26 protein-coding genes and 1 rRNA gene are annotated in these 25,125 nt (G+C 54.1%); 12 read left to right on the forward strand and 15 right to left on the reverse strand.

Features of this window, described 5'->3' with window-relative positions; genetic code table 11:
* Positions 1–255: ribosomal RNA gene (locus H7F08_RS12185) — 16S ribosomal RNA — on the reverse strand; the annotation flags it as partial.
* Between the two features lie 241 nt (positions 256–496).
* Entirely contained in the window at positions 497–1,729 is a 1,233-nt protein-coding gene (gene tyrS / locus H7F08_RS12190; protein ID WP_193640676.1) for a tyrosine--tRNA ligase, read from the reverse strand.
* A 139-nt stretch (positions 1,730–1,868) separates the two neighbouring features.
* Between tyrS and H7F08_RS15915 the strand changes: the two genes are divergently transcribed.
* The 3 genes from H7F08_RS15915 to H7F08_RS12205 all read left to right on the forward strand — a co-directional run bounded on the left by H7F08_RS15915 (position 1,869) and on the right by H7F08_RS12205 (position 3,961).
* A complete protein-coding gene (locus H7F08_RS15915; RefSeq protein ID WP_077273008.1) occupies positions 1,869–2,099 on the forward strand; it encodes a PsiF family protein in 231 nt (76 codons plus the stop codon).
* A 230-nt stretch (positions 2,100–2,329) separates the two neighbouring features.
* On the forward strand, positions 2,330–2,701 hold the full coding sequence (panD, locus tag H7F08_RS12200) for an aspartate 1-decarboxylase (RefSeq protein WP_193640677.1): 372 nt from the start codon (positions 2,330–2,332) through the stop codon (positions 2,699–2,701).
* 63 nt (positions 2,702–2,764) lie between these two features.
* Entirely contained in the window at positions 2,765–3,961 is a 1,197-nt protein-coding gene (locus H7F08_RS12205) for an MFS transporter (protein WP_193640678.1), read from the forward strand.
* Between the two features lie 119 nt (positions 3,962–4,080).
* Here the strand turns inward: H7F08_RS12205 and ccsB are convergent, their stop codons facing one another.
* Together ccsB and H7F08_RS12215 are read right to left on the reverse strand one after the other, a co-directional pair.
* On the reverse strand, positions 4,081–5,256 hold the full coding sequence (gene ccsB / locus H7F08_RS12210; RefSeq protein WP_193640679.1) for a c-type cytochrome biogenesis protein CcsB: 1,176 nt from the start codon (positions 5,254–5,256) through the stop codon (positions 4,081–4,083).
* On the reverse strand, positions 5,237–7,102 hold the full coding sequence (locus H7F08_RS12215) for a cytochrome c biogenesis protein ResB (RefSeq protein ID WP_193640680.1): 1,866 nt from the start codon (positions 7,100–7,102) through the stop codon (positions 5,237–5,239). The genes ccsB and H7F08_RS12215 overlap by 20 nt, the downstream gene beginning before the upstream one ends.
* A 94-nt stretch (positions 7,103–7,196) precedes the next feature.
* Between H7F08_RS12215 and yihA the strand changes: the two genes are divergently transcribed.
* Positions 7,197–7,931, forward strand: coding sequence for a ribosome biogenesis GTP-binding protein YihA/YsxC (yihA, locus tag H7F08_RS12220; protein ID WP_404813393.1), 735 nt, complete (start codon positions 7,197–7,199; stop codon positions 7,929–7,931).
* Positions 7,932–7,996: 65 nt separating this feature from the next.
* On the forward strand, positions 7,997–9,259 hold the full coding sequence (gene kch, locus H7F08_RS12225) for a voltage-gated potassium channel protein (protein ID WP_010640780.1): 1,263 nt from the start codon (positions 7,997–7,999) through the stop codon (positions 9,257–9,259).
* Here kch and polA read toward each other — a convergent pair.
* A complete protein-coding gene (polA, locus tag H7F08_RS12230; protein ID WP_193640681.1) occupies positions 9,256–11,979 on the reverse strand; it encodes a DNA polymerase I in 2,724 nt (907 codons plus the stop codon). The genes kch and polA overlap by 4 nt on opposite strands.
* Before the next feature lie 69 nt (positions 11,980–12,048).
* Between polA and H7F08_RS12235 the strand changes: the two genes are divergently transcribed.
* Genes H7F08_RS12235 through H7F08_RS12245 form a run of 3 tightly spaced genes read left to right on the forward strand, consistent with a single transcriptional unit; the run spans position 12,049 to position 14,108 of the window.
* Complete coding sequence (locus H7F08_RS12235) at positions 12,049–12,768, forward strand: TIGR00730 family Rossman fold protein (RefSeq protein WP_024894520.1); 720 nt, start codon at positions 12,049–12,051, stop codon at positions 12,766–12,768.
* Positions 12,769–12,785: 17 nt separating this feature from the next.
* Positions 12,786–13,148 carry a DUF2782 domain-containing protein gene (locus H7F08_RS12240; RefSeq protein ID WP_024894519.1) on the forward strand — a complete coding sequence of 121 codons (363 nt, stop codon included), beginning with the start codon at positions 12,786–12,788 and terminating at the stop codon, positions 13,146–13,148.
* 27 nt (positions 13,149–13,175) lie between these two features.
* Positions 13,176–14,108, forward strand: coding sequence for a homoserine kinase (locus H7F08_RS12245; RefSeq protein WP_024894518.1), 933 nt, complete (start codon positions 13,176–13,178; stop codon positions 14,106–14,108).
* 16 nt (positions 14,109–14,124) lie between these two features.
* On the opposite strand, the gene H7F08_RS12250 is transcribed toward H7F08_RS12245, so the two are convergent.
* The gene (locus tag H7F08_RS12250; RefSeq protein WP_024894517.1) at positions 14,125–14,565 is read right to left on the reverse strand and encodes a ComEA family DNA-binding protein; all 441 of its coding nucleotides are present in this window, start codon (positions 14,563–14,565) and stop codon (positions 14,125–14,127) included.
* A gap of 79 nt (positions 14,566–14,644) precedes the next feature.
* Positions 14,645–16,774, reverse strand: coding sequence for a UvrD-helicase domain-containing protein (locus tag H7F08_RS12255; protein ID WP_031575890.1), 2,130 nt, complete (start codon positions 16,772–16,774; stop codon positions 14,645–14,647).
* A 116-nt stretch (positions 16,775–16,890) separates the two neighbouring features.
* On the opposite strand from H7F08_RS12255, the gene H7F08_RS12260 reads away from it, so the two are divergent.
* The 4 genes from H7F08_RS12260 to nfsA are packed head-to-tail and all read left to right on the forward strand — an operon-like array spanning position 16,891 to position 19,474.
* Entirely contained in the window at positions 16,891–17,853 is a 963-nt protein-coding gene (locus H7F08_RS12260) for a DnaJ C-terminal domain-containing protein (protein ID WP_024894515.1), read from the forward strand.
* Positions 17,854–17,868: 15 nt separating this feature from the next.
* On the forward strand, positions 17,869–18,156 hold the full coding sequence (locus tag H7F08_RS12265) for a chaperone modulator CbpM (protein ID WP_010640796.1): 288 nt from the start codon (positions 17,869–17,871) through the stop codon (positions 18,154–18,156).
* 22 nt (positions 18,157–18,178) lie between these two features.
* Positions 18,179–18,709: a methylated-DNA--[protein]-cysteine S-methyltransferase gene (locus H7F08_RS12270; protein ID WP_024894514.1), complete on the forward strand. Its 531-nt coding sequence runs from the start codon at positions 18,179–18,181 to the stop codon at positions 18,707–18,709.
* Positions 18,710–18,736: 27 nt separating this feature from the next.
* A complete protein-coding gene (gene nfsA / locus H7F08_RS12275; RefSeq protein ID WP_024894513.1) occupies positions 18,737–19,474 on the forward strand; it encodes an oxygen-insensitive NADPH nitroreductase in 738 nt (245 codons plus the stop codon).
* 130 nt (positions 19,475–19,604) lie between these two features.
* On the opposite strand, the gene H7F08_RS12280 is transcribed toward nfsA, so the two are convergent.
* The 8 genes from H7F08_RS12280 to H7F08_RS12320 all read right to left on the reverse strand — a co-directional run bounded on the left by H7F08_RS12280 (position 19,605) and on the right by H7F08_RS12320 (position 24,733).
* Complete coding sequence (locus tag H7F08_RS12280) at positions 19,605–20,888, reverse strand: alpha/beta hydrolase family protein (RefSeq protein ID WP_024894512.1); 1,284 nt, start codon at positions 20,886–20,888, stop codon at positions 19,605–19,607.
* Positions 20,889–21,129: 241 nt separating this feature from the next.
* Entirely contained in the window at positions 21,130–21,720 is a 591-nt protein-coding gene (locus tag H7F08_RS12285) for an SDR family NAD(P)-dependent oxidoreductase (protein WP_081577511.1), read from the reverse strand.
* Complete coding sequence (locus H7F08_RS12290) at positions 21,720–22,115, reverse strand: VOC family protein (protein ID WP_024894510.1); 396 nt, start codon at positions 22,113–22,115, stop codon at positions 21,720–21,722. Before H7F08_RS12290 ends, H7F08_RS12285 begins: the two co-directional genes overlap by 1 nt.
* 126 nt (positions 22,116–22,241) lie before the next feature.
* Positions 22,242–22,670, reverse strand: coding sequence for a type II toxin-antitoxin system VapC family toxin (locus H7F08_RS12295; RefSeq protein WP_024894509.1), 429 nt, complete (start codon positions 22,668–22,670; stop codon positions 22,242–22,244).
* The gene (locus H7F08_RS12300) at positions 22,667–22,921 is read right to left on the reverse strand and encodes a type II toxin-antitoxin system Phd/YefM family antitoxin (protein ID WP_024894508.1); all 255 of its coding nucleotides are present in this window, start codon (positions 22,919–22,921) and stop codon (positions 22,667–22,669) included. The genes H7F08_RS12295 and H7F08_RS12300 overlap by 4 nt, the downstream gene beginning before the upstream one ends.
* Before the next feature lie 174 nt (positions 22,922–23,095).
* The gene (locus tag H7F08_RS12305; protein ID WP_010640808.1) at positions 23,096–23,428 is read right to left on the reverse strand and encodes a helix-turn-helix domain-containing protein; all 333 of its coding nucleotides are present in this window, start codon (positions 23,426–23,428) and stop codon (positions 23,096–23,098) included.
* Complete coding sequence (locus H7F08_RS15535; protein WP_198926094.1) at positions 23,425–24,390, reverse strand: type II toxin-antitoxin system RelE/ParE family toxin; 966 nt, start codon at positions 24,388–24,390, stop codon at positions 23,425–23,427. Before H7F08_RS15535 ends, H7F08_RS12305 begins: the two co-directional genes overlap by 4 nt.
* A complete protein-coding gene (locus H7F08_RS12320) occupies positions 24,359–24,733 on the reverse strand; it encodes a VOC family protein (protein WP_010640811.1) in 375 nt (124 codons plus the stop codon). Before H7F08_RS12320 ends, H7F08_RS15535 begins: the two co-directional genes overlap by 32 nt.
* Between the last annotated feature and the right edge of the window lie 392 nt (positions 24,734–25,125).

Here is a 25,125-nt window from a genome sequence, read left to right on the forward strand (position 1 = left end):
TTACCCTACCAACTAGCTAATCAGACGTAGGCTCCTCTTCCAGCGCGAGGTCCGAAGATCCCCCGCTTTCCCCCTCAGGGCTTATGCGGTATTAGCCCAAGTTTCCCTGGGTTGTCCCCCACTCAAAGACAGATTCCTACGCGTTACTCACCCGTCCGCCACTCGTCAGCATCCGAAGACCTGTTACCGTTCGACTTGCATGTGTTAGGCATGCCGCCAGCGTTCAATCTGAGCCAGGATCAAACTCTTAAGTTCAATCCATACAATTTCTTCAACTTCTACCATATTCAGTACAATAAATCGTACCAAATACAGCCTGGGCCTAAACCCCACACATCTCCACTCGGCTTTTAAAGAACATCCGGACCGGAGTCCGGTGCGGCTCAACGCCGCGTCGTGAGGGCGCATTATACGCAGGGTTCGAGGGGTGTCAACACAATATTTTAATTTCTTTCCTGTATTCCGGGCTCGACCATCAGGAAGTCTTTATATTCTGTCAGTTAGTGTTTTTCTCCGCACAGAGCGCCACCATGGCAAAGTGGCGTTTACCGAGTTGCAGCAGATACTCCTCCCCAATATTCAGCGTTATCGCCGGATCGTCTGCGCGCTCGCCGTTCACCCGCACAGCATTTTCGCGGATTTTGCGCATGGCTTCGCTGTTGCTACTCGCCAAACCAGCCTGTACCAGCACCTGCGCCAGGCGTGGAGGGCTATCGAAGGCATAATTCTGCAAGGGTAGATCCTGCGGCGTTTCATGACGCTGAAAGCGGGCCAGAAAAGTCGTACGCGCCGCTTCTGCCTCTTCTTTGTTATGGAAACGGGTCACCAGTTCTTCGGCAAGATCCAGCTTTATATCCCGAGGATTCAGCAATCCTGCTTCTGCTCCTCGCCGTAATCGTTCCTGCTCCTGAACAGAGACCCGGGAGAGCAGTGTGTAATAGCGCCACATCAAAACATCTGAAATAGACATGATCTTGCCAAACATTTCTACAGCAGGATCTTCTACAGCAATAAAATTACCCAGGGATTTGGACATTTTCTGAACCCCATCCAGACCCTCCAGAATCGGCATGGTCAGCACCATTTGCGCTTTTTGACTGTATTCTCGTTGGAGTTCCCGACCTACCAGCAGATTAAAACGCTGATCGGTCCCGCCCATTTCCAGATCCGCCTTGATGGCCACCGAGTCATATCCTTGTAGCAGGGGATAGAGAAATTCGTGGATGGCAATGGGTTGATTCGCTGCATAGCGCTTGCTGAAATCATCGCGCTCCAGCATCCGGGCCACCGTATAACGTGCGGCAAGCTGGATCAGTGCTTCTGGAGCCAACGCGCCCAACCACTTGGAGTTAAAAAGTATTTCAGTCCGCTCAGGATCAAGAATCTTGAATACTTGCCGCTGATAAGTTTCGGCATTGGCGGTCACCTCCTCACGACTGAGCGGCTTGCGGGTGACATTTTTGCCCGTCGGGTCACCGATCATCGCTGTAAAATCACCTACGATGAATAATAATTTGTGTCCCATGTCCTGAAACTGCCTTGCCTTATGGAGTAATACCGTATGGCCGAGGTGAAGATCCGGAGCGGTCGGATCCATACCGAGCTTGATTCGCAATGGTTCGGATTTTTCTGCCGCGAGCTCCAGACGTTTGGATATTTCTCCTTCCGGAAGAATATCCACTGTGCCTAGCGCAATTTGTGCTTCTGCCTGTTCTGTATTCATGGTCATAAATAATCCGCAATTGATCGAGTAGGCCGCATCTTAGCATTTACGCAAGCCGCGCTGAATGGAGGCGTAATCATTCATGTAACGTACCGGCCAATCTGACTATTGTTGGCCGCTAACTTACGGACATGTAATATTATTTATGCTGTATAACCTACCAAAGAAAAGGAACGAACGATGCTTAAAAAACTGTAATGTCATTGCTGTGCTTGTCTCTTGCTGTCCCGCCTTGACTTTTGCCGAAACGGCGACACATGCTGTCAAGCCCCTCACGCCCCACCAGGAACGCATGAAGACCTGTAATGCCGATGCCAAAGGTAAAAAAGGCGCAGAGCGTAAAGCTTTCATGAAATCCTGTCTCGGCAACAAGTAATTTCCAGCAAACCAGCAGCCATCTCCCGGTTTTGGGATGGCTGCAACCATTCCCCCATTACCCTGCAAGGGGTAAACTCAATAACCATTAAACTTGTCGGGAGATACTCTCAATATGCTTAGTCTCTGGGGAGAAATTGTGATTATGGTCGGAACCCCCCTGCTTCTGATCATTGTAGCGGTGGGCGTCAATCGCCTGGCCAAAAAGCACCAGCAGGATGAAGACCGCTCATGACTTTGCTCACCTTACTCAAGGGCAAGCTGCATCGGGTTCGGGTTACCGCCGTGGAACTGGAGTATGAAGGCTCCTGCGCCATTGATGCGCATCTGCTGAAAAGCGCGGGCATTTATTCTTACGAGCAGGTGCACATATATAACGTCAATAACGGCGACCGGTTCAGTACTTATGCCATTTCTGCAGCGCCCGGTTCGGGGATCATCTCTGTAAATGGTGCAGCCGCACGCCGCGTCGCCTTGGGCGACACTTTGATTATTGCCGCCTATGCGCAAATCGCTGAAGAAAAAGCTGCGGAATTTCAGCCTCGACTCGTGTATGTGGACTTGCATAATCAGATTACCCGTACCCATCATGAAATCCAATAAGCTGCTCCACTGAACCTGTCCTTCTCATTGCTTTCAGACATTCCTCGCAATGCCCGCCTGCTCATGGCTGCACGAGTCGCCCGGAGTGTCGGCCAGGGTGCACTGGTCGTAGATTTTGCCCTCTATCTCCATGCCTTGCATTGGTCAGCCATCCATATCGGCGGCTTATATTCGGTTAGTTTGCTGGTGGGCGCGCTGGCAACCCTGATTGTTGGGCCACTCAGCGATCGTTTTGGCGCCAAACGCTTTTTGTTGGGCTATGAGGGTATCCAGATTGGTGCCGCAATCATCGCCTTGAGTACGGCCCAGCCAGTCTGGCTCAGCTTGGCGGCCATTCTCGGTGCCTTTGGAAGGGGCGCTAATGGTGGTGCCGGCCCCTTCGCCCCCGCCGAACAATCCTGGATGTCACGGAGCGTTTCTCATAAGCAATGGGGACAGATTTTCCACCTGAATACCAGTGTCGGACTGGCAGGCATGGCCGTAGGCGCATTGCTGGCGACGCTGCCCGGACTACTGAATGGGGTGCTGCCAGGACCGGATGCATATCGGTCTTTATTTATAATCGTGTTACTGGGTTCATTGTTTTGCCTGTTTTTTTTGCTCCGAGCTGGAGAGTCCTCCCTATCGGCTGAAGGTATTGATCAGGATACCGCTCCTGCCACAAAACTGGAAAACCCTGAGATCATTGCGGACAAGCCTTCGTCTGTAGGACGAGTTCTGCTGAGATTTGGCGCCATCAATGCTTTGAACGGATTAGGGATTGGCATGGTCGGTCCACTGATGGCCTACTGGTTTCATCTACGCTTTGGCGTAGGTCCTGCCGCTATTGGTGCGGCCATGGCTTTGGCCTTTTTCAGTGCGGCGCTCATGTCGCTTCTGGGATTACGCCTGACCAGACGCTTTGGCATGGTTGGTACGGTGACCCGAATGCGCCTGCTGGGTTTGATGATGATGTTGGCTTTACCTTTTGCGCCCGTATTCTGGCTGGCCATGCTGCTCTACATTTTTCGTGCGGCATTGAACCAGGGCAGTATCGGATCACGGCAGGCTTTGTTTCTGGGGTTGGTTGGAAAAGACAAACGCGGTCTGGCCGCCACCGTAAACAGTTTATCCCTGCAAGCACCCAGAGCCATCGGACCCAGCATTGCCGGACTGTTCTTTGAAGCCGAAATGCTGGTAACCCCGTTTTTATTGGCCGTCGCCTTGCAGGGAATGTATCTGATTCTGTTTCGTCAGTTTTTCAGCAAACAAAAACAATAAGCATCCGATCAGATCTCGCGCCCACCCTGTTGACTCTCACCGTAATTTACAGAAAAACCTTCGCAGCACGGGTCATCAGATAATTAACGAGTCTCAGAAAACCGGGTTCATCAGGAAATTTATAACTTCCCGTAAGAATGCAACCCCGAAAGAAACATATTGACGCCCAGAAAGCAGAAACTCACGACCCAAAGGCTCATGAATGACCACCAGGCCATGGCCGTACCACGCCATCCTTTAACGACGCGGGCATGTAAATAACCGGCGTAATTCAACCAGACAATCAGCGCCCAGGTTTCTTTGGGGTCCCAGGACCAGAAGCCGCCCCAGGCTTTGGCGGCCCATACCGCACCCAAAATGGTTGCCACCGTAAAAAACAGAAAACCCAGGGCAATGGCCTTGTACATCACGTCGTCCATGACTTCACTACTGGGCATAACCCGAAGCAACATTCCCGAACCACGGCGGCGCGACCGCTCCGTCAACAAATAACCCACGCCAATGAGACTGGCGATGGTAAAATTGGCATAACCCACAAACATCATGGGAACGTGTAATTTCATCCAGAAACTTTGCAGGGCAGGGATGAGTGGCTCAATCTGGTCCATGTGCTGGGCAAAAGTCAGCCAGAGCAGAAACCCCACTCCGGCGGCCACCAGAGGCATCACAAAGGCGCCCAGGGCACGTGCTTCGTTACGCTTTTCATAATACAGGTAAAACAAGGGCGTAGAGGCACAAAAGAGGACCAGAACTTCCCAAAGGTTGCTTACCGGAATATGCCCCCAATCCGGATGGCCCAGATAGGTTTCCCGCCACCGTACCCCAAGACCAATGAATCCCATGATGACGCCAGCCCAGGTCAGGGCTGTGGCCCACTGACCCGCCCGTTCACGTCCGCTAAAAAGATAAAAAAGATAACAGGCGGTGGCGGCGAGCAGCAGCGCGGACATCCACATAACCGCCGCGTAGCCCTGTAACACATCGCGCAGGAGCATGTTATTTGCAGTGGTTTGGCCGATGCTATAAAGCCACACAGCCAACAGTGCGGGCAACACGATTCCGATGCTGGCCAACTGCACGGGACGCCAGGCCAGCCCCGCCACCAGCAGGGCGCTATACCAGGCAGCCAACACCACAAATTGCCAGTAACCAAAACTGCTACCATACAGCCCCAAAATAATTCCGGCAGCAACGCTCAATCCAGCAAACCATGCCCAGTCTCTTAATTTCCACTGTGCCCACCAGCTTGGCTCCGGGCTTAATTCTGTCCAGCTTTCAACGCGTGTGTTGGCCATCTTTTTGCTCCTTGTATTCGGCGTGATCGACGCCCAGGGCCTGCTCCAAGGTCCCGGTCCATCGCTTAAACTCTTTGGTAAAATCCAGACGGTTGCGGTCTGCAGAAGCCCCCAATAACAACTCTACCCCCTCGGACTCCTGTCCCCGGGGACGAAGGCGGAGCCAGATACGCTTCTGGGGAATATAAAACAGGATGAAAATGCCCAGCACCAGGGCCACACATCCCCAATAAATCACAATGGTCCCCGGCCACTTGGTCACCTGCAAGCCGGCTGCCCAGCGATGATCAAAACTACTTAACGATAAAATGAAAGGCATGGGGTAATCGTGCAGTTGCACCAAGGTTTGCATACCCGCCTGCAAAAAACGGGATTGATCCGTCGTGCTCATTCCCGGAGCATGACGGGCAACAACCTGCTGGAAGGTCTCTGTGAAAATAGCCTGAGAAGCGTTGGCACCCGCACGGGCCGCAGACTGCAAGGCCGCCAGATAATCCATGAATAAACCAATGCCCCCGTTAGGCCCGGTAGGGATATATATGTATCGGTAGGCATCTCCCAATGCCTCGCGATATCCCTGGACAAAAAAACCTTGTCCACCCCGCCGCATGGGCGTCATGTAGGTCTTGAATTCGGCGGCCTGACCATTGGGGTTGTGAATGATGTAGGTAAAACTGGGGCCCAGATTGAGGGTCGGATGATCGGGAGTGTCTTTTTCGCCCACCGCCGCCTTCGGCACGATGTTGTAAAGATTGAAATTTTTCAGATCGACAGCGTAGCCGGAATTCCCTGCATGAAGGGTTTGTCCCACCCGTCCGGAAAGTTCGCCGGGGGCGGCACCCGAAGCTCCAAGCAGATAGGTTTTCATATGCAGCAATGACCCCCCATCACTGAAGCTCGACTGATAAATATATACCCCGTCATAGGACATGGGGTGATTTACGCGGACATCACCCGTTTTGAGGACTTTCCCCTGCGGGCTGTAGAGCACGACCCGGGAAGTAAAATCCTTAGGCATTCCGGTGGAATAATAGGAAATATGAAACGATTGCAAATGAATCCGAAAAGGCAGGGGTTGCACCAGATAACCATTGCCGGCGAGTTCAAATACCGCATTGGCGGTCTGACCTTCGGGAAGCGTGATAATCCCCCGATAGGCCGGATTGTTTTGGGACATCCAGGCCGTCCGGGGGATTTTTGAAAGCGGAAGATCAAAATTCTGCTCTGGTTTGAGTGTTCCTTGCCATTCTGCCCATTTAACGGGCACGTCGGCGTTATATAGTGCCGCCGCACAAATGACGACAATGGCAATATGGGTGAGAAAGTAGCCTAGACGATGGTAGCGGCCCTTGCGGGCAGCAATGGCCATATCGCCATCTTTTTGTTCCACGCGGGGTTTATAACCTGCGGCGCGCAACACTTGCAGAATGCGCTCTTGTGCCTGATCCATCGGCAACGCCGTAGCCATACGTACCCAATGATCCTGGCCCAAAATCACGGTATCGCGTTGGCGGATTGGAAACTCGCGCATTTCGCGCAGCATCCGGGGACTGTTCCGAGTGACACAGGTTGCCGTGGATAACACCAGAAAGGCCACAATCGCCGTGTACCACAAGGTGCGGTACACATTGTACAAACCGAGTTCACGATATACCGAAAACCAGAACGGACCAAACTGCATGGCATAATTCTGGTAAGGCTGCTGTTGACTGAGAATAGTGCCAATCACCGAAGCAATAGCCAGTAATACCAGCAGACTGACCGCCAGTCGCATGGACCCCAAAAACTGTACCAGCAATCGCCAGCGCGGCTGCTGCCAGGCAAGGCCATCTACATGTGCTTGCAAACCTGTTCTCCCTATTTTTTTCAGTGAATTATTCCACTTGAATTATTTTTTCGCAGTCTAGGTCCTGGGCCTGGTGGCAGCAAGCTTCCTGAGCATGACTTTCAGATTGCCAGAACCAACTGACGACGACTATGCTCTCAGCATGAACCATACCAACCCAACACCTTTCCGTTTCGCCCCGTTACGTCGGGCCAGCTTTCGCCTCAGCGTGACCCAGGCGGGACAACTCCCCCCGGATGATGGGGCCGAAGTGGCCATTGCCGGACGTTCCAACGTCGGCAAGTCCTCTACCCTCAACATGCTCACCGAACGCCGCGCGCTGGCACGCGTCAGTCGCACGCCCGGCCGTACTCAGGCCATCAACGTGTTTGATCTGGATCCTGGGCAACGTCTCATCGATCTACCCGGTTATGGGTATGCCAAAGTCCCTGAGGCCTTAAGGCGTTCCTGGGGTCCATTACTGGAACAATACCTGCGCCGACGCAGCAGTCTGCGCGCCCTGATTCTGGTCATGGACATTCGCCATCCCTATGGGCCGCATGATGCTGATCTGATTGGTTTTGCTGCGGGTTGTGGCCGCCCGGTCCACGTCCTTCTCAATAAGGCCGACAAACTCAGTCGCGGGGCGGCCTTGCAGGAAATGGCCCGATTGCGGCGGATGCCGGAATTACAGGGGGTTGCCATGCAACTGTTTTCGGCGCAAACCGGACAGGGTCTGGACGAATTGCACCAGTTGATTGCAGACTGGCTGGCACCCGGCGAACAAAAAGAAACCCCGACTTCTGCCGGGGTTAATAACGAGCCCTCAAAGGGAGGGGAGGACTCATGATCCGGCCAGGGAGGGTAGACCGGATCCAGACAAGCAATTCGTTACTCATCGAGTTTGAGTGAAGCATGTCGGAAAAGTTCAGTCACACGCCTCATCCCTGGCATATTTTACGCCCGAGCTGGCGTAACCGCTGGCGAGGACGGGCTGAGCGCTGGGCAAGACGCCTGCAGCTTGACCGCTGGTATCCACATACACCCATTGCTGCAGCGGTAGGTTTTCTGGGGCTTTTCAACATTCTTCCGGCCATCGGACAGTTGCTGGGCCTGAGCTACGTCGGCAGCCTTGCCGACATGTCCAGCGGCTTTGTGCTGGATGCCTTTCGTGGCCTTCCGCAGGGTGCTGCAGGCATCATTCTGCTGATCATGTCGCTGGGTCTGTTATTTCGTTCGCGTTTCGCCTGGGCCATTGTTCTGACTATTGCATCAGCGGTTCTTGCCGTTGGTATTTACCGCCATCCCCAACATATTTCAGCATTGCTTTACTACAATGCGGTTCTGGTGTTTTTTTTATGGATTTTCCGGGGTCGTTTTAATCACAGCAGTCTCGCCACCGGCACCCTGTTTGCACTGGTAGGCGCCATTATGGTTATAGGTTATGGGGTGTTCGGTGCGTATATTCTGGGTGACGGCTTCAAACCGCATATTCATAGCCTGACGGGGGCACTTTATTTTTCCATAGTGACCATGTCTACCGTCGGTTATGGCGATGTTCTGCCCGTTTCCAACGAGGCCAGACTTTTTGTGGTATCTTTGATTGTGCTGGGAATCACCGTATTTGCCACTTCGTTATCGGCCATTATTGTTCCGGCAATCAATAACCGACTGCAATCGGCGCTACAAGGGGAAAAACGCCGCATGACTCTGAAAAATCATTACATCATCGCGGGAGATACGCCGCTGGCGCGCAATAGTTATCGCGAACTGAAAAGTCGCAATTTACCCGTTATCGTGATCATGGGACACCAACCCGATGACTCCATTTATCAGGCGGATGATTTGATTATCGGGGACTCCAGTGACACCGATATATTACGCAGTGCCGGTGCCGAGCAGGCTCTGGCGGTTCTCGCCCTGCGCGCAGATGATTCAGAAAACGCCTTCGTGGTGCTGGCGGTCAAAGAAATGGAAGGCTCTGCCAAAACCGTTGCCGCAGTCAACGACAGTAAAAATCTTGGTCGGGTGCGCAGGGTCCAGCCGGATATGATCATCGCTCCCCAGGTACTGGGTGGTGAGCTGCTTGCCATGGCACTCAATGGCGAGCAACTGGATAACAACGCCGTCATGAAAATGTTCCGTTTCAGTACTGGCGCCACGCCCAGCAAGGGTTAGCCGTGCGCAGCATCCCAATGCTTTCCCACCCCGAGACCCACCAGTAGGGGAACTGCCAGATCCGCCACGCCTTCCATAAGCTCCTTGAGGGCGGCACGGGCAGCTTCAAGACCACTCTCGGGCACCTCAAGTATCAACTCATCATGTACCTGCAAAATCATTCGACCCCGGGCCGGGTTTTCCTGCAACCAGGCATCTACAGCAATCATGGCTTTTTTGATCAGATCAGCCGCCGTACCCTGCATGGGCGCGTTGATGGCAGCCCGCTCGGCGTAATTGCGCCGCGCCGCATTACTGGAGCGAATTTCAGGCACATACAGACGGCGGCCGAACAGGGTTTCCACATAGCCCTGCTGGCGCGCCAGAACACGGGTTTGCTCCATGTAAGTGAGCACCCCTGGATACCGTTCGAAATACCGATCCATGTAAGCCCGGGCAGCGCTCTGCTCAATACCTAACTGCTGGGCGAGGCCATAGGGGGTCTGGCCATATATCAAGCCGAAATTGATGGCTTTGGCTGCACGCCGGGCATCACTATCTACCGCCTCCGGAGCCAAATTGAACACTTCGGCCGCCGTCGCGGCATGAATATCCTGGCCTTCGGCAAAAGCCTGCAAAAGACGGGCGTCCCGGGAAAGATGGGCCATGATGCGCAATTCAATTTGTGAGTAATCGGCACTGAGCAGATAAAATCCGTCTTCGGCAACAAATGCCTGCCGGATACGCCGACCCTGCTCGGTACGCACCGGGATATTCTGCAAATTCGGCGCACTGGAAGACAAGCGTCCGGTGGCCGCCACGGCCTGCTGAAAATGGGTATGCACCCGACCTGTCCGGGGGTTGATCATTTCCGGCAGGGCATCTGCGTAAGTGTTTTTCAGCTTGGCCATTCCCCGATATTCCAGAATCAGTCGGGGGAGATCCGCCTGAACCGCCAGCTGGGCCAACACATCCTCACTGGTAGAGGGCTGGCCACCAGGCGTTTTTTTCAGGACCGGCAACTGCATTTTATCAAACAGAATTTCCTGGATTTGTTTCGGTGAGCCGAGATTAAACGATTGTCCGGCTGACTTGAAAGCTTGGGCTTCACAAGCGGCCATATCCCTGCCCAATTCCATGCTGAGGGTCTTCAACTGCTCCTTATCTACCCGAACACCGGCCTGTTCCATACGCGCCAGCACCAGCACCAGCGGCATTTCAATGTCCATCAGGACGCGCTGCAGGCCCGCCTCATTGGCAAAACGTGGCCACAGTTGGGCATCAATCCGCCAACAAACGTCCGCATCTTCAGCCGCATAGGGTAAGGCCTCAGATACGGGCACGTCGGCAAAATTGCGTGCCGCTTTGCCTTTGCCCGCGACTTCTTCGTAGGTAATGTTCTGGTGCTGCAGATGGCGCTGCGCCAGAGTATCCAGATCGTGGTTATTCTGGCTGCTGTCCAGGATGTAACTTTCCAGCAGGGTATCCCGGCACAAGCCTGCCGGATGAATGTCGTAACGCCAGAACACCCGCCAGTCATACTTGGCATTTTGCGCCAGTTTGGCGGCCAGCGGATTTTCCAGCCAGGGGCGCAACGTGGCTAAAACATGATCCAGCGCCAGCTGTGTGCAGTCATCCCGGTGTCCTACCGGAATATAAACCGCTTCAATCTGATCCCCTTCCTGCCAGGCACAGGAAATACCCACCAGATCGGCATTCAGCGGGTCCAATGCCGTGGTTTCCGTGTCCAGTGCCACCAAGTCCGCCTGCTGCAACTTTTGCAGCAGGTTTTCCAGCGCTGCGGGGGTCGTAATCGCCCGATAACGGCTGCGATCAATGGGCATCAATCCCCCCGCAGCGCTTTCATTTACCGAAACCCCGGTATCCTCGGTGCCCGGCTCGGCTGGATATTCCTTGAGCCAGGCATGAAAGCCCAGGCGCAGGGCGAGGCTGCGCAATTTTTGGGTGTTTTCGGGAACCCGTTGATAAGATTGCTCCGGCAGATGGAGATTGCGGCGAATCGTGGTCAGATCCAGGCTGAGGGGCAGATAGTCCAGAGAGGCCCGCAGTGCTTCACCGATTTTGCCACCGATTTCATCGGCGTGGGCCAGAACGCCATCCAGACTGCCATATTGCTGAATCCATTTGGCCGCTGTTTTCGGCCCCGCTCCGGGCACCCCTGGAATGTTATCGACCTTGTCACCCGTAAGCGCCAGTAAATCGGCGATACGTTCCGGGGCCACGCCATAACGTTCCCATACCCCGGCCACGTCGGTTTTCACGCCCTTCATGGTATCCAGCAGGGTGACCTGATCATTGACCAACTGGGCCATATCCTTGTCACCCGTCACGATAATCACCTGCTGGCCCGCCTGCGCCGAGCCCGCGAGCGTCCCGATGACATCATCGGCTTCCACATCCGGCACCAGCACCAGCGGCAGACCTGTTGCCTGAATCCATTCATGCAGGAGCGGAATCTGGGCGCGTAAATCCTCCGGCATGGCTGGACGCTGGGCCTTGTATTCTGGATAAAGCCGGTCACGAAAGGTCCCGCCAGGAGCATCAAAAACCACAATGATTTCATCACTGGGATATTCTTTCGCCAGGCGCCGCAGCATGTTGGCCACCCCGAATATCGCCCCAGTAGGCAGATTATCCGGCGCCCGCAAGTCCGGCAGGGCATGAAATGCCCGGTACAGGAAACTGGAGGCGTCAACGAGAATACGAGGGTCTTGGGGCATGATCTGGGACTTGTTAGCGAATTTCCGTCATAATACGGAAAATCTCCATCATTGACACGGGAATGAGACATGCGGGCGCATCTTGAGGAAGAAAAACTACGGGACGGGGGAGAAGGACGACTCACCCGCGAGGCCTGGAAAATCTTCCAGATCATGGCGGAATTTGTGCGCGGCTATGAAAAACTGGTGGACGTGGATCCCTGCGTCAGCATTTTCGGTTCCGCCCGCCTGGGTCCCGACAATCCCTGGTATCTGAAAACCGAGGAAATTGCTGAAAAACTCTCCAATGCGGGCTTTTCGGTTTTGAGTGGCGGCGGCCCCGGCATCATGGAAGCGGCCAACAAGGGGGCTTTCCACGGCACCGGCTACAGCATCGGGCTGAATATTGAGCTTCCCCATGAGCAGCACAGCAATCCTTATCAGGACATTGCCATTTCCTTTGAGCATTTTTATTCCCGCAAGGTCATGTTCATGAAATATGCGGTCGCCTATGTCGTCATGCCCGGCGGCTTCGGGACATTGGACGAGCTGGCAGAGTGTCTGACCCTGGTGCAAACCGGCAAAACCCGGCGCATGCCCATTATTCTGGTAGGCTCGGATTTCTGGAACGGGCTGATTGTCTGGTGGCAGGAGGCCATGCTCGGCCTTGGCACTATCAACCCTGAAGATCTGCATCTGATTACCGTCATTGATGATCCTGACGAAGTCGTATCGGCTATATTTAATCATTATGAAAAGCGCGGTTTTGCCCCATCGGCCGCCGAAACAGAAGCCCTTCTCAACCTTTAGATATTCAGGGAGTTCCCATGTCTACTCGTATCATGATTACCACCATGGTTGCCGCCCTTGCGCTGGGTGTCGCCGCCACTGCCCTGGCAGATACGGATGCTGCACTACCCAATTCGGCACAACAAAACATCCAAAAACTGCATCTGCCCAAACTTGCCCCGCAAAAAATCGGTCCCAATGCCGAGATCAAGGCACCGACCGGATCCAAAATCGAGGAATACAAGGTCAACGGCAAGGTTTACATGGTCAAGGTCATTCCACCCAAACCCTTCCCGCCCTACTATCTGGAAGACAAGGGCGGCACCGGGCGTTTCACGGAAGTTCCGCAAACCGCTGCGGAGCACCTGAGTGTTCCGCAGTGGATTATATTTCGCTGGTGAAGCGCCTGTTAGAGTAAAACTGCATCTATGTCTGTTTACACCAATGTCTCCGATCAGGAGCTCGCGCAATTTCTGGAAGACTATGATCTGGGAAAAGCGATCTCCCTGACCGGCATTTCTGCGGGCGTCGAAAATAGTAATTATTTTCTGGATACGGACCAGGGCCGTTTTGTGCTGACCCTGTTTGAGCGCCTTTCCGCCGCCAAAATTCCCTATTTTCTGGATCTTACCGACTGGTTGAGCACCCATGGCATTCCCTGTCCGCGCCCTATGCACGCCCGTAGCGGGAAAAGCCTGAATAGCTTATGTGGCAAACCTGCCGCCATTGTGCAGTGCCTTCAGGGCCGGTCCATTGAAGGGCGAGCCCCCACGCTAACGGAAATTCGTGCTTTGGGGCAATTACTGGGGCAAATGCATCTGGCAGGCGAAGACTTTCCCCAGCGTCAACCCAACCCTGCGGGACTGGCCTGGATGCAGGAGACCGCCCGTCATCTGGTGCCGCATCTGGATCCTGCCGACAACCAGATAATTGCCGATGAACTGGCCTATCAAAGTCACATTCAGCGGGAAAAACTACCGGGAGGAGTCATTCATGCAGATCTTTTCCCCGACAACGTGCTCTTCGCAGAACAACAGATTTCCGGCACCATCGACTTCTATTACGCAGGCGATGATGCCTGGCTTTATGATCTGGCGGTCGTCGCAAACAGCTGGTGCGCACGCCCTGACGGCCAGCTGGATCCTTCTCTCAGTGTGGCACTGTGGGAGGCTTATGTGGCGACCCGTCCGCTGCGGGATGACGAAGCCCCCCTGTGGTTTGCCATGCTCCGGATAGCCGCCTTGCGTTTCTGGCTGCTCCGGCTGGATGCGGTGCACTTCCGCCGCCCCGGCGCCATCACTTTCTGCAAGGATCCTGAAGAATATCACCGGATTTTGTTACAACGCCGTCAAGGGCTATAGCCACTCGTTTGCGGGTTCAGGACGATTCCTGCAGGGAAAAATGCCGGTAATGAAAGGCATTACTGTCGGGGCCACCATCGAGAATATACCCGTGACTGCCTTGTCGTATGGCCCGTTCTTCTCCTGCTGGTATCGGTTTTTTTCGCGAAGCCGCTTTCCCGGACGAACAACCCGCAACGGACGATAGAGCCGTCGTTTGACCATCCAGTGCCAGAGAGGGGCGCAATCTTTCCAGCAGCTTGCTGCCAATGCCATGCACCCGGGCAAGATCATCGAGAGTTTTGAAAGATCCGTGCGCCTTGCGATATTCCACAATAGCCTGTGCCTTGGCGGGACCAATACCCGGCAAACTATCCAGTGCAGCAACATCTGCGGTATTGATGTTGACAGATGCCCACAATGGCAGGGCAAACAAGGACAAAATCACACCCAGCAGCATACCCATCCATATTTTCATCACGCTCCTCCCATTCTCCTAAAAACGACTGTTGCTTTGACGGCTTTGCAGTGACTTTGGCAGTTTTTGCTTTTGAATGTCAGGGTAACTGCTGTAATTGCACAACACCCAAAGCCAGCCACTTGGCCCCCGAACTGAACTGCACCTGGATTCGACCCTGACGACCGCCTGCCTCGTAATCCAGCACCGTCCCCTCGCCAAATACCGGGTGCTGTAAACGGGAGCCCAGCGGATACGGCATTTCCGGGGCTGCAGGTCGTAGCGCCATGGCGGGACGACTGATGCGCGCGCGCGGACGCAAATCCTGCAAAAGCTCCTGGGGGATTTCCCGCAGAAAACGGGAGGGCATGCTCATTCTTTCACTGCCGTGCAAACGCCGGCTTTCAGCATGACTGAGCACCAGCAGGCGCATGGCCCGGGTCATGCCCACGTAACAAAGGCGGCGTTCTTCCGCGAGACCCTGACCATCTTCCAAAGAACGTTGGTGGGGAAACAGACCCTCTTCCAACCCCACCAGAAAAACCAGAGGAAACTCCAGGCCTTTGGCGCTGTGCAAACTCATCAGCTGGACGCAGTCTTCCCAGGCATCTCCGGCCCCATCGCCCGCTTCCAGCGCGGCATGGGTGAGAAACTCGGAGAGCATGTTGCCGGGTTGCGGTGCCAGCTCACCCAGTTGCGGATCAGCATGCCAATCCTGGCCGTACGCACGCGCGGCATTGATGAGTTCATCGAGGTTTTCGAGGCGGCCTTCAGCCCGGTCGCCCTCACGACTGTGCCATTCGCGCAGGGCGGTATGCTGCAAAATAATTTCCACGCGCTTGTCGAGGTCCTGCTCTTGGGTCTGCTCGGCAAGCGTATCGACCAGATTCAAAAATCCATTGATTTTTGCCTGATTCAGCGCTCCGGCCGCCTGCCAGAGCGATAGACCCTTTTCGCGGGCAAGATTGCGCAGCCGTTCGACACTGACCGCCCCGATGCCACGCGAAGGGACATTCACAACCCGTTCGAAGGAAGCATCATCATGACGATTGGCAGTCAGACGCAAATAGGCGAGGGTATCCTTGATTTCCGCCCGCTCAAAAAAGCGCAGGCCACCATAAACCCGATAAGGCAAACCTTCACGCACCAGAACTTCTTCAAAAGCGCGGGACTGGGCATTGGAACGATAAAGAATGGCGCAATCAGAGCGACGCCCGCCCTGATCCTGCCACTGCTGAATCCGCCCAATCACATAACGGGCCTCATCAAATTCATTGTACGCCGTGTACAGGTGCACCGCTTCGCCACCGGACTCGGCGGTCCATAGGGTTTTACCCATGCGCTCGGGATTGTTGGCAATTACGGCATTGGCTGCCTGGAGAATGGCAGCGGTAGATCGATAATTCTGCTCCAGACGCACCACCCGGGCACCCGCAAAGTCTTCCCCGAAACGCAACAGGTTCTCGACCCGCGCACCGCGCCAGGCATAAATGGACTGGTCATCATCCCCAACCACAAAAATCTGGCCATGCCGCGCCAGCCCTTTCAGCCAGGCATATTGCACCGCATTGGTATCCTGAAACTCGTCCACCAGAATATGTTGAAAACGCCGCTGATAATGATCCAGAATCTCGGGAGACGCCCAAAGCTTCAGGGCATACAGAAGTAAATCACCAAAATCGAGTAGCCCGGAGCGTTGCTTGGCGACTTCATAGGCCTGATAAATCGGCACAAAAGCCGCAGCCGCCGGTCCTTCGTAGCGCAACACCTGCTCCGGTCCCCAGCCTTCGTCCTTCCAGCGGCCAATGCGCCCCGCCATCGCCCGGGGTGGCCACTGCTTTTCGTCCATCTGCGCCTCGCGCATGAGGCGGCGCAACAAACGCTGACTGTCTTCGGAATCCAGCACCTGAAAATCAGCGGGCAACTTCAGTGCTTCATGATGCAGGCGAATCAGGCGATGTGCGAGGCCGTGAAATGTCCCCATCCACAGGCCGCGCAGTTCCATGGCGACCATTTTATCAAGGCGTTCGCGCATGGATCGTGCCGCCTTGTTGGTGAAGGTGACGGCCAGAATTTCTCCGGGATGCACCCCCTCTTCGAGCAGATGCGCGATGCGGCTGGTAAGCACCCGGGTTTTACCGGAACCGGCACCAGCCAGCACCAGTGCCGGACCAGGGGGAAGCGTCACCGCCTCCAGCTGGCGAGGATTCAGGGTTGACCAATCAGACAAAAAACATTCCTCCCACCCGACCTGGCGGGCTTGAAAACACGGTATAATGGCCGCATTGTGAGAGCAGACTTACAGGCTTGGCCCTGTCTGCTATAACCCATGATAAGGGGGAACCATTGGAATACAAAGACTACTACAAAATTCTCGGGGTGGAACGCGGGGCCGATGCCGATGCCATCAAGGCCGCGTATCGCAAAATGGCCCGGAAATATCACCCTGACGTCAGCAAGGAAGCCAACGCTGAAGACCGCTTCAAGGATTTGCAGGAAGCCTATGAGGTTTTGAAAGATCCGGAAAAACGGACGGCCTACGACCAGCTGGGCAGCAACTGGCGCGCCGGGCAGGATTTCCGTCCACCGCCCGGCTGGGGTGGGCAGCCTGGCGGTTTTGGAGGTGGTGGATTTGGCGGCGCAGATTTTGGGGGCAATGGCGGCTTCAGCGACTTTTTTGAATCCCTGTTTCGCCAGCAACATGGCGGCGCTGGTGGTTTTCATGGCGGCGGCGGAGGATTTCGCAGCCAGGGCGAAGACAGTGAAGCCAGCATCCAGATCAGTCTGGAGGATGCCGCTCAAGGAGCGCAACGCGACATCAACCTGGAAATGCCCACGCTTGGACCCGATGGCCGGATGCGCCGGGAAGCGCGGCGCCTTACCGTCAAAATCCCCAAGGGCATTCGCGAAGGCCAGCGATTGCGCATGGCAGGACAAGGCTCACCGGGCATGGGCGGCGGACCCAATGGCGATCTTTATCTGCAGGTCCATTTTCAACCCCATTCCAAATTCCGGGTAGAGGGGGCCGACCTGTATCACGACCTGCACATCACCCCCTGGGAAGCAGTGCTGGGTGCCAGCGTTGAGGTTCCCACTCTGGAAGGCAGTGTCCGGATGAAAATCCCGGCGGGCAGCAGCAGCGGCCAAAAACTGCGTCTCTCCCAAAAAGGACTGCCAGGAACCAGCAGCAAACCAGCGGGTGATCTTTACGCTATTATTCAAATAGTCGTCCCCAAAAATATCAGCGATGATGAAAAGGCTTTGTGGACCCAGTTAGGAGAAATATCCAGCTATCATCCCCGCCGTTAGAGAGGAGAGTGCACGATGGTCTCAACACCCATTCAGGTTATTGAAGCGGAACTGCTGGAGGAGGGGGCTTTCTGCTTTGATTTGTCGCGCTTCTGCACCTTGCTGCATTGTGCAGAAGGCGAAGCCGTGCAACTGGTCCACTATGGCGTCATTCATCCCGAAGGCAGCGGTCCCCAGCACTGGCGCTTCCGCAGCCTGGATCTTTATCGGGCCAGGCTGAGCCGCCGTCTCGCCCGTGATCTGGAAATTGATCTGGCCGGAGCCGCCCTGGCGGTGGATTTACTGGAACGCTTGCGGCATTAGTGGCTCTTGCAGGGCTGAAAGCATGTCTCTCAACGAATCCTTGGACTGGCATATTCATAGGTGCAATACCCCTTTGGGGGAAATGCTCCTGGTAACTGATCCGCAAGGCACTTTGCGGGCGTTGGATTACTGGGAAGACAGCCAGCACAGTATCCTTGCAGATCTCGGTCGATTGTACGGCACGGACCGGATCACGCTGACCAGCGGACCCCTGCCCACGTTGATACGTCATAGTCTGGAGGCTTACTGGGCGGGAGATTTGCAGGCACTGACGGTCATTCCTACAAAATCTGCCGGAACGCCCTTTCAACAGGCAGCCTGGGCATGGTTACGCACCATTCCCGCCGGAGAAACCCGCAGCTACAAGGAACAGGCTCAGGGCATGAACCTTCCTGCGGCTGTTCGCGCGGTAGGACACGCCAACAGCAAGAATCCCATTGGTATTGTCGTACCCTGCCACCGGGTCATTGGCAGCAATGGCACCCTGACTGGCTATGCGGGCGGCATAGATCGCAAACGCTGGTTATTGCAACATGAAGGCGCCCTATCCTGATTCGCACCATTCATTTGGAGATTGAATATGAACGACACACTCAACGTGTTAAAGCAACATCGATCCATACGGCGCTTTAGCGGGCAACCCGTTGAACAAACCCTGGTTCAGGATATCGTACGCTGTGGTCAACATGCTGCAAGTTCCAGTCATATCCAGGCCTGTACGGTCATTCAGATAAGCGATCCGCATTTGCGGGATAAAATCGCACATCTGGCTGGCGACCAGGAATATATCCGCAGTGCTGGCGCTTTCCTGGTATTTTGCGCAGATTTACATCGTGCAGCCCGTATTGGCAGCCGGGAAAATCAAACATTTGTGGCGGGCATGACCGAGCACTTCATTATTGCCACCGTTGATGTCAGCTTGTTCGCCCAAAATTGTGTAACAGCGGCTGAATCAATGGGATTGGGCACTTGCTACATTGGCGCCGTACGCAACCATCCGCAGGAAATCAGTGATCTGCTGCATTTGCCTGAACAGGTTTACCCTGTTTTTGGACTCTGCATCGGTTATCCCGACCAGAATCCTGATCTGAAACCACGACTGCCCCTGTCCGTAGTGCTTAAGGAAAATAGTTACGATGAAACCCGTGATGAAGCGGAAATCAGCCAGTACGATCAGCAGATGGCCGAGTACTATCGCAATCGCAATGCTTCGCAAAAAAACAGTCGCTGGACCCAGGAAATTGCTGCTCTGGTAGGCCGGGAAGCACGGCCCCACATGCGCGGCTTTTTGGAACGGCGCGGCATGAATACCCGTTAAAAAATCTTTGCTGCCTGGCCTTGCGAAAGGCTCTCGTTTTATGTCTTGATGATGAGGTGCGCTGTGCAGTCCGCTGCTTCCTTGCGTCAGACTTTGCGGGGTATTTATGCTCTATCCGTCAGGCTGCCAGTCAGGCTGATTCCCCCATCTCTTTGAACCAGTTACTCCATCCTAAAACTGCACGGGCGAATGTTCCCCGATGCGTCGCATCGCTTCCGGCAGAAATTGCCAGGACTTTTCTATTGCCCATCCCTGTTTGATAGGACATGGCCAATTTTCCCAGACCGACAGTAATTGCTTCGTCTGCCTCACCATAATAATTGCGCGTAGGGGTTTCGATCACCCACCGATAGACCTGATTCCTATGGACAAGACGACCGAACTCCGACTGCATGAAATAATTGGGATTAAAATATTCTGAGCGGATCAAACGATGTAGATCGGTTGGTATCTTATTAAGATCACTTAGCTGCCTAGAATATAGCGCACTACAAAGATCGTAATACTTCGGATTAAAGAAAGATCTTGCCAAGCCAGGCACATCGTAATAACTTTCGTAGGCAAATGCTGACAATACAAAAATAGAATTAAGCCAGGGAGCATCATTAGGACGTGGAAAATTTAAATACCCACTCATTCCGGCAAAGAGATCAAGAGGTGCAGACGCCGTGGCTGCCGCTTTTACCGCTAGGTTTTCACGTTGCAAAAACTCGAGTAGAGCCATAGTAACAAAGCCACCTTCAGACCAACCACTCAAAAATAAATCGTTAGTCTGAACGCCACGATCAGCGAGTACGGCCTGCCCAGCACGGATCATGTCGGCACAGGCCTGTTGCTGGCTTTCCAAAACCAGGTAGCTCTCCGGCTCCTTAGATAGTCCCATGCCGAAATAATCTGCACCTATTAAAACATCACCACGACCAGCAAAAGCAGCGATCATCAACTGGGTTTCTGGTGACTGATCGGGAAACGAAGGAACCTCCTGCCTCCCATAAACGGTTCCATGCTGATATGAGATCAGTCTTGGAGTTGTTTCGGCGTTGACAGGAATTGCGACCAGGCCGGAGGCTGTCGTTGGACGATTATTTCGCTCAGGAATAACTGACGGATAAGTAACACGAAACAAATCTACCGCATTCAGTGCCGGTTTATAGTCTACTTTGAATCCAGTGAAAGCTGGTGCCTCAACGCTTAAAATATGATTAAGACGGGATACTTCCCACCGACCTATATGCTGATAAGTTATCCCCGATACTACCGGGGTCATCCTTGAATTCAATAATTCAGGCCCTTCTTGCGCCGCAGCCTGAGATATGGAAATGGTATTCGCCGCGACCGTGGCACCAACTAATGTTGCAGTTTTCATTAAAAATGAACGACGACTAAGAGAGCTTTCTTGAATTGTTTTCGGCATCAGAGTATTCCTTTATATTAAAGTTTAGTAACTATAAGACTTACGAGCCATCGCTTGTAAAAAAGCGTCATTCGTTTCGCATCTGTTAGCACCAGATGTCTATCATCCCGTATGGCGTATATAGGCTACTCTTGACTCTTTGCCACCTCAGCCCATTCACTAATCACGCCTTCCGCATGCTTACCGTATCTTGATAAGCCATGGTAGCCTCCCTTCACGCGAAGCATAAATCCAAGCCTATCTAATGCAGAGGCGGCGTATCCACCAATCCTGGAGCAATGGCGTTTACCCGAATATCGGGTCCCAGGGTTTTTGCCAGTAAACGGGTAACATGATTCAGCGCGGCTTTGCTGGCAGCGTAAGGAATAGAAGCACCCTTGGGCCGCACCCCGGCATGAGAGCTGATGTTTAACACGGATGCCGGTTGTTCATCTGTCGATGCAGCGCGCAGGTAAGGCTCGCCAAGCGCAATAAGCTGCCAGGGTGCGACCACATGGAGCTCGTAGAGGTGATGCCAGATATCCGGGGTTGCGGCCCATAAATCATCATGCGGAATCACGCTGGACGCACCCGCATTATTGACCAACACATCCAGCCGACCATAGTGCGCAACCACTTGATGGATCAGTTCACGGCGTGCGGCCTCGTCCAGAAGATCCGCCTGAAAATAATGGGCGCCCGCCAATGTCGCTGCTGCTTGAAGGCCTGCAGCTGAGGAAGCGCGGGAATGCAGGGCCACCCGATATCCGGCCTGAGTCAAACGCTGTGCAATGGCGAGACCAATGCCGGAACTCGCACCGGTGACCAGTGCGACACGCGCCCGATCAGTCATTATCGTTTAATTCCCGAGTCATAAATGGACACCTCCAGCAGATTCCCATCGGGATCCCGAAAATAGACCGAAGTAATCGGACCTGCGGCCCCAGTGCGGAGCACGGGACCCGCTTCAAGGGCAACACCACAGTTCCGGAGATGGGCGAGCAACTCGTGAATGTCTCCCTGAGCGATGAAGCACAAATCTGCTGATCCAGGAACAGGATGAGCCGCATGCGGAGCAATGGGACATTCTGCCGGATGCAGATTAATTTTCTGCTGCCCAAAAACCAGGGCGTTGCGCCCCTCGCCAAAAGTGACAGCCTGCATACCTAACACCTGCGAATAAAAGTCTATGGTTGCAGACATATCCTGCACGGTCAGCACCAGATGATCCAGTCGGTCGATTTGCATGGGGGAGTCTCGGGCAACAAAGATGGACAACTAATTTAGCAGCTGGAAACGTTGCAATATAGCGCTGGAATCACCAATACTGCATTAGTAGGCGTTTTTGCAGATGGAACGCCCATGGCCTGACCATCACTGCGACCGATCCCACGGATTGATGAGGGGCACACCCGTAGACTTAAAATCCGCGACGTTGCGCGTAAACACCGTCATGCCATGCACCAAGGCGGTTGCCGCGATGAGTGCATCGCGCTCTCCACGCTTGTCGGGTACATGCAGCCTGGCGCAGCGTTGTGCCACAGCGGTATCGACTGACAACGTGCGCCTGGAGAACTCAGGCAATACGTGCTGCTCCAGCCATGTGCGCAACAAGGCCCCCTGCGTAGCGTCCTTTCGCTCAATCGACAGCACGCCAAGCTCAAGTTCCATGATGGTGATGGCCGACACAAAGAGGTCGGTGGCATCCACACTTTCCGCCCATGCCGTCACGTTCATATCGGCCTTACCAAACCGCACCTTGCGCAATTCAGAAACCACGTTGGTATCGAGAAGCAACATCATGAAAAATCAGCCGGACGCCTTTCAATAGCCACGCGCGGCGGATCAAACTCGATGTCAGCAATACCCGGCATAGCGAGTGCATCGGCAATGTTGCGGCGCTGCTGCGTGAGCCGCTGATAATCCTCAAAGCTCATCAGCACATGGGCCGGTCGGCCTCGATCCGTGATGAACACCGGCCCGTTGTTGGCGGCCCGTTTGGCCTCGCTCGCCCTTTGGTTGAACTCGCGACTGGTTAAGGTGGTAATGGTCATGATGACACCCCGCACGCTGGATGAATGTAGAAACGTTACTACGCCGATCCAGCGGGTGCAAGCGTTTCAGAAGTTGTAACCAGTAAGCAATTAATCCACGCTCGGCAAACCGGTTCGGGTTTCGTGGGGATTTTTTGCCTCAAAGGAGTATCACTTGTTGGGCATTGCTGAGCGTTACTGAACAGACAACTGGACGTGTTTGCCTGCTCTCGCCAGCATATCCACCAACGCGTCAATGGTGAATTTGATGGCCTTCTTGTTGACTACGTCAGAAACACGCGGACGGGTCACGCCCAGGATTTCCGCCGCTTCAGCTTGCTTGAGCTGCTTCGCTTCAATCCATTCTGCCAGCTCTGTCATCAGTGAATCCTTGATGGCCAGCTTTTCAGAGATGATGCGTTGTGATTCGGCCTTCAGGGCTGCCGCTTCTTCTGGTGCAAATCCCAAGTCCGCGAACACGTTGCCGCCGACAGGGGTGATGTGCATGGATTTGGTTTCGATGCTCATTGCTTACTCCTTTCCTGGATAACAGACTTGTAACGCGCAGCCGTGATGTCCTTGTCGTGTTTGCTGGTTGAACTCGTCTTCTTCTTGAAGCAGTGCAACACATAAACCGCCTCCGGAAACTTGGCGACGTACATCACGCGGAACCAACCATCGTCGAGATTGATGCGAATTTCTTTGGTTCCCGCGCCTACCACGTCAAAGGGCTTCCAGTCATCAGGTTCAAGTCCTGCCTGCACCTGACTAAGCTGGTGTCCAGCCTCCTTGCGCGCATTAGGGGTGAAGATGTCGTCGTCCTTGATGTCTCGCAGCGAAGATCCTCGCCAGTCAATCGGTTTTTCGCTCATACACCTCCCCAACAATAATGTATCATATTTTATACACAGCGCAAGATAACTGTCTACTTGCCCACCATCAAGGCTCAGTGGCGGCTGGGCAGAGGGACGGTCATTTGGCGGATTGACTACCTGTTTGGTCTGTCGGTCCGTCATCGATAGAGCGAAATCAGCCCCCATTGCCGCAGCGATTACATTCATATCGTGCTCGCTAATGACGAAAACCCCAAAGCGGAATTGGTAGCCCCAGTTTTGTTTTTCGGCGGAGAACTCCAGCATCCCAAGGATGGGCCGAATGGGGGCTTCTTCAGCAGGGAGCCAGTACACGCCCCGTCGATAGGGTTGGAATCCTCCTCCCATATCCACCTGGTATGGATCACCGCCCAGCACGAACCCGATTGCCGTGAAAGCCTGTAATTTATTCTTACTGCCGAATTCAACAGTAGGGGAATAATAGGCAACACGATCACCGGGTTTTATGCGGCGAAGGCGTGCCGCTTTACCGTGGCAGACTTGCATAAATCCGGCGGCGCGTCCGATTCGTACATGCTCGGCGGAGACCACCGCAATCCAGTTGCGACGCATGGCTGACATTGGTTCAGGCGCTATGAAAAGTAATGTTGCGCCCATCGGGTTCCCGGATAACCACCATACGGCCAAACGGACCGTCCTGAGCAGGTGACACCACGATTGCGCCGGCCTCACGCACACTGTGCTCCAGTGCATCGACATCCTTGCACCGAAACCATATTGCGATGCCGCAGTTTTTTATAGAAGCGGATGTTGCCAAATCGGGCATCCATCGCAGCGCAAAAGCACCCAGATTCTCTTCGGTCTGCATGACAACAGCGTTGGGCCTGGCGATAGGTGCGACCTGAAAACCCAGAATGTTTTCAAAAAAGGTTTTCGATTTTTCGAGGTCTCGGACCTCCAGTGATGCAAAGCTTAACCCCAGCACTTCGTTACCAGCCATAATGTGTACCTCCTGTCAGACGTTGAGTGACCGCAGCGCCACAATAGTGGTAGCCGCTGTCAGTTTCTGTCAGTAGTGTTGCTACTGCGGAGGGATACTTTCGATTGCGCGCCATTCCTTGAGCAGAGATTGCCTACGTCGCGGGTAGCGCTAATCTTCCACGCTCAAGGCAAAGATGCGATCTGTTCGGAAGTGCCGAAATCCCTGGCGAAATTCGCACCAGGCTATGAGTATCCGGACATGATCAAAATACGAGCTATAGTCAAATCTGGTGTATGAGCATTTTCTGACATAGATCAGGCGGCGGTCTGTTGATCATCCGGCAGGGTGAGGTTAGCCGGTATGCCATCGATAAATTTCACCCCTGCAAAAAGCTGCAGGACTTTCTCTGG

The sequence above is a fragment of the Acidithiobacillus sp. HP-11 genome, assembly GCF_015100075.1.
GTDB lineage: Bacteria > Pseudomonadota > Gammaproteobacteria > Acidithiobacillales > Acidithiobacillaceae > Acidithiobacillus > Acidithiobacillus thiooxidans.

Coding starts and splice junctions, on each gene's coding strand:
- tyrS (WP_193640676.1), bottom strand. CDS start 1,729: ATGACCATGAATACAGAACAGGCAGAAGCACAAATTGCGCTAGGCACA.
- nfsA (WP_024894513.1), top strand. CDS start 18,737: ATGAACGACACACTCAACGTGTTAAAGCAACATCGATCCATACGGCGC.
- H7F08_RS15535 (WP_198926094.1), bottom strand. CDS start 24,390: ATGGGCGCAACATTACTTTTCATAGCGCCTGAACCAATGTCAGCCATG.
- H7F08_RS12295 (WP_024894509.1), bottom strand. CDS start 22,670: ATGATGTTGCTTCTCGATACCAACGTGGTTTCTGAATTGCGCAAGGTG.
- H7F08_RS12270 (WP_024894514.1), top strand. CDS start 18,179: ATGTCTCTCAACGAATCCTTGGACTGGCATATTCATAGGTGCAATACC.
- H7F08_RS12265 (WP_010640796.1), top strand. CDS start 17,869: ATGGTCTCAACACCCATTCAGGTTATTGAAGCGGAACTGCTGGAGGAG.
- polA (WP_193640681.1), bottom strand. CDS start 11,979: ATGCCCCAAGACCCTCGTATTCTCGTTGACGCCTCCAGTTTCCTGTAC.
- panD (WP_193640677.1), top strand. CDS start 2,330: ATGACTTTGCTCACCTTACTCAAGGGCAAGCTGCATCGGGTTCGGGTT.
- H7F08_RS12280 (WP_024894512.1), bottom strand. CDS start 20,888: ATGCCGAAAACAATTCAAGAAAGCTCTCTTAGTCGTCGTTCATTTTTA.
- H7F08_RS12245 (WP_024894518.1), top strand. CDS start 13,176: ATGTCTGTTTACACCAATGTCTCCGATCAGGAGCTCGCGCAATTTCTG.
- H7F08_RS12285 (WP_081577511.1), bottom strand. CDS start 21,720: ATGACTGATCGGGCGCGTGTCGCACTGGTCACCGGTGCGAGTTCCGGC.
- yihA (WP_404813393.1), top strand. CDS start 7,197: ATGACTTTCAGATTGCCAGAACCAACTGACGACGACTATGCTCTCAGC.
- H7F08_RS12240 (WP_024894519.1), top strand. CDS start 12,786: ATGTCTACTCGTATCATGATTACCACCATGGTTGCCGCCCTTGCGCTG.
- H7F08_RS12320 (WP_010640811.1), bottom strand. CDS start 24,733: ATGGCTGGTAACGAAGTGCTGGGGTTAAGCTTTGCATCACTGGAGGTC.
- H7F08_RS15915 (WP_077273008.1), top strand. CDS start 1,869: ATGCTGTATAACCTACCAAAGAAAAGGAACGAACGATGCTTAAAAAAC.
- H7F08_RS12305 (WP_010640808.1), bottom strand. CDS start 23,428: ATGAGCATCGAAACCAAATCCATGCACATCACCCCTGTCGGCGGCAAC.
- ccsB (WP_193640679.1), bottom strand. CDS start 5,256: ATGGCCAACACACGCGTTGAAAGCTGGACAGAATTAAGCCCGGAGCCA.
- H7F08_RS12235 (WP_024894520.1), top strand. CDS start 12,049: ATGCGGGCGCATCTTGAGGAAGAAAAACTACGGGACGGGGGAGAAGGA.
- H7F08_RS12290 (WP_024894510.1), bottom strand. CDS start 22,115: ATGCAAATCGACCGACTGGATCATCTGGTGCTGACCGTGCAGGATATG.
- kch (WP_010640780.1), top strand. CDS start 7,997: ATGTCGGAAAAGTTCAGTCACACGCCTCATCCCTGGCATATTTTACGC.
- H7F08_RS12300 (WP_024894508.1), bottom strand. CDS start 22,921: ATGACCATTACCACCTTAACCAGTCGCGAGTTCAACCAAAGGGCGAGC.
- H7F08_RS12205 (WP_193640678.1), top strand. CDS start 2,765: ATGGCTGCACGAGTCGCCCGGAGTGTCGGCCAGGGTGCACTGGTCGTA.
- H7F08_RS12250 (WP_024894517.1), bottom strand. CDS start 14,565: ATGAAAATATGGATGGGTATGCTGCTGGGTGTGATTTTGTCCTTGTTT.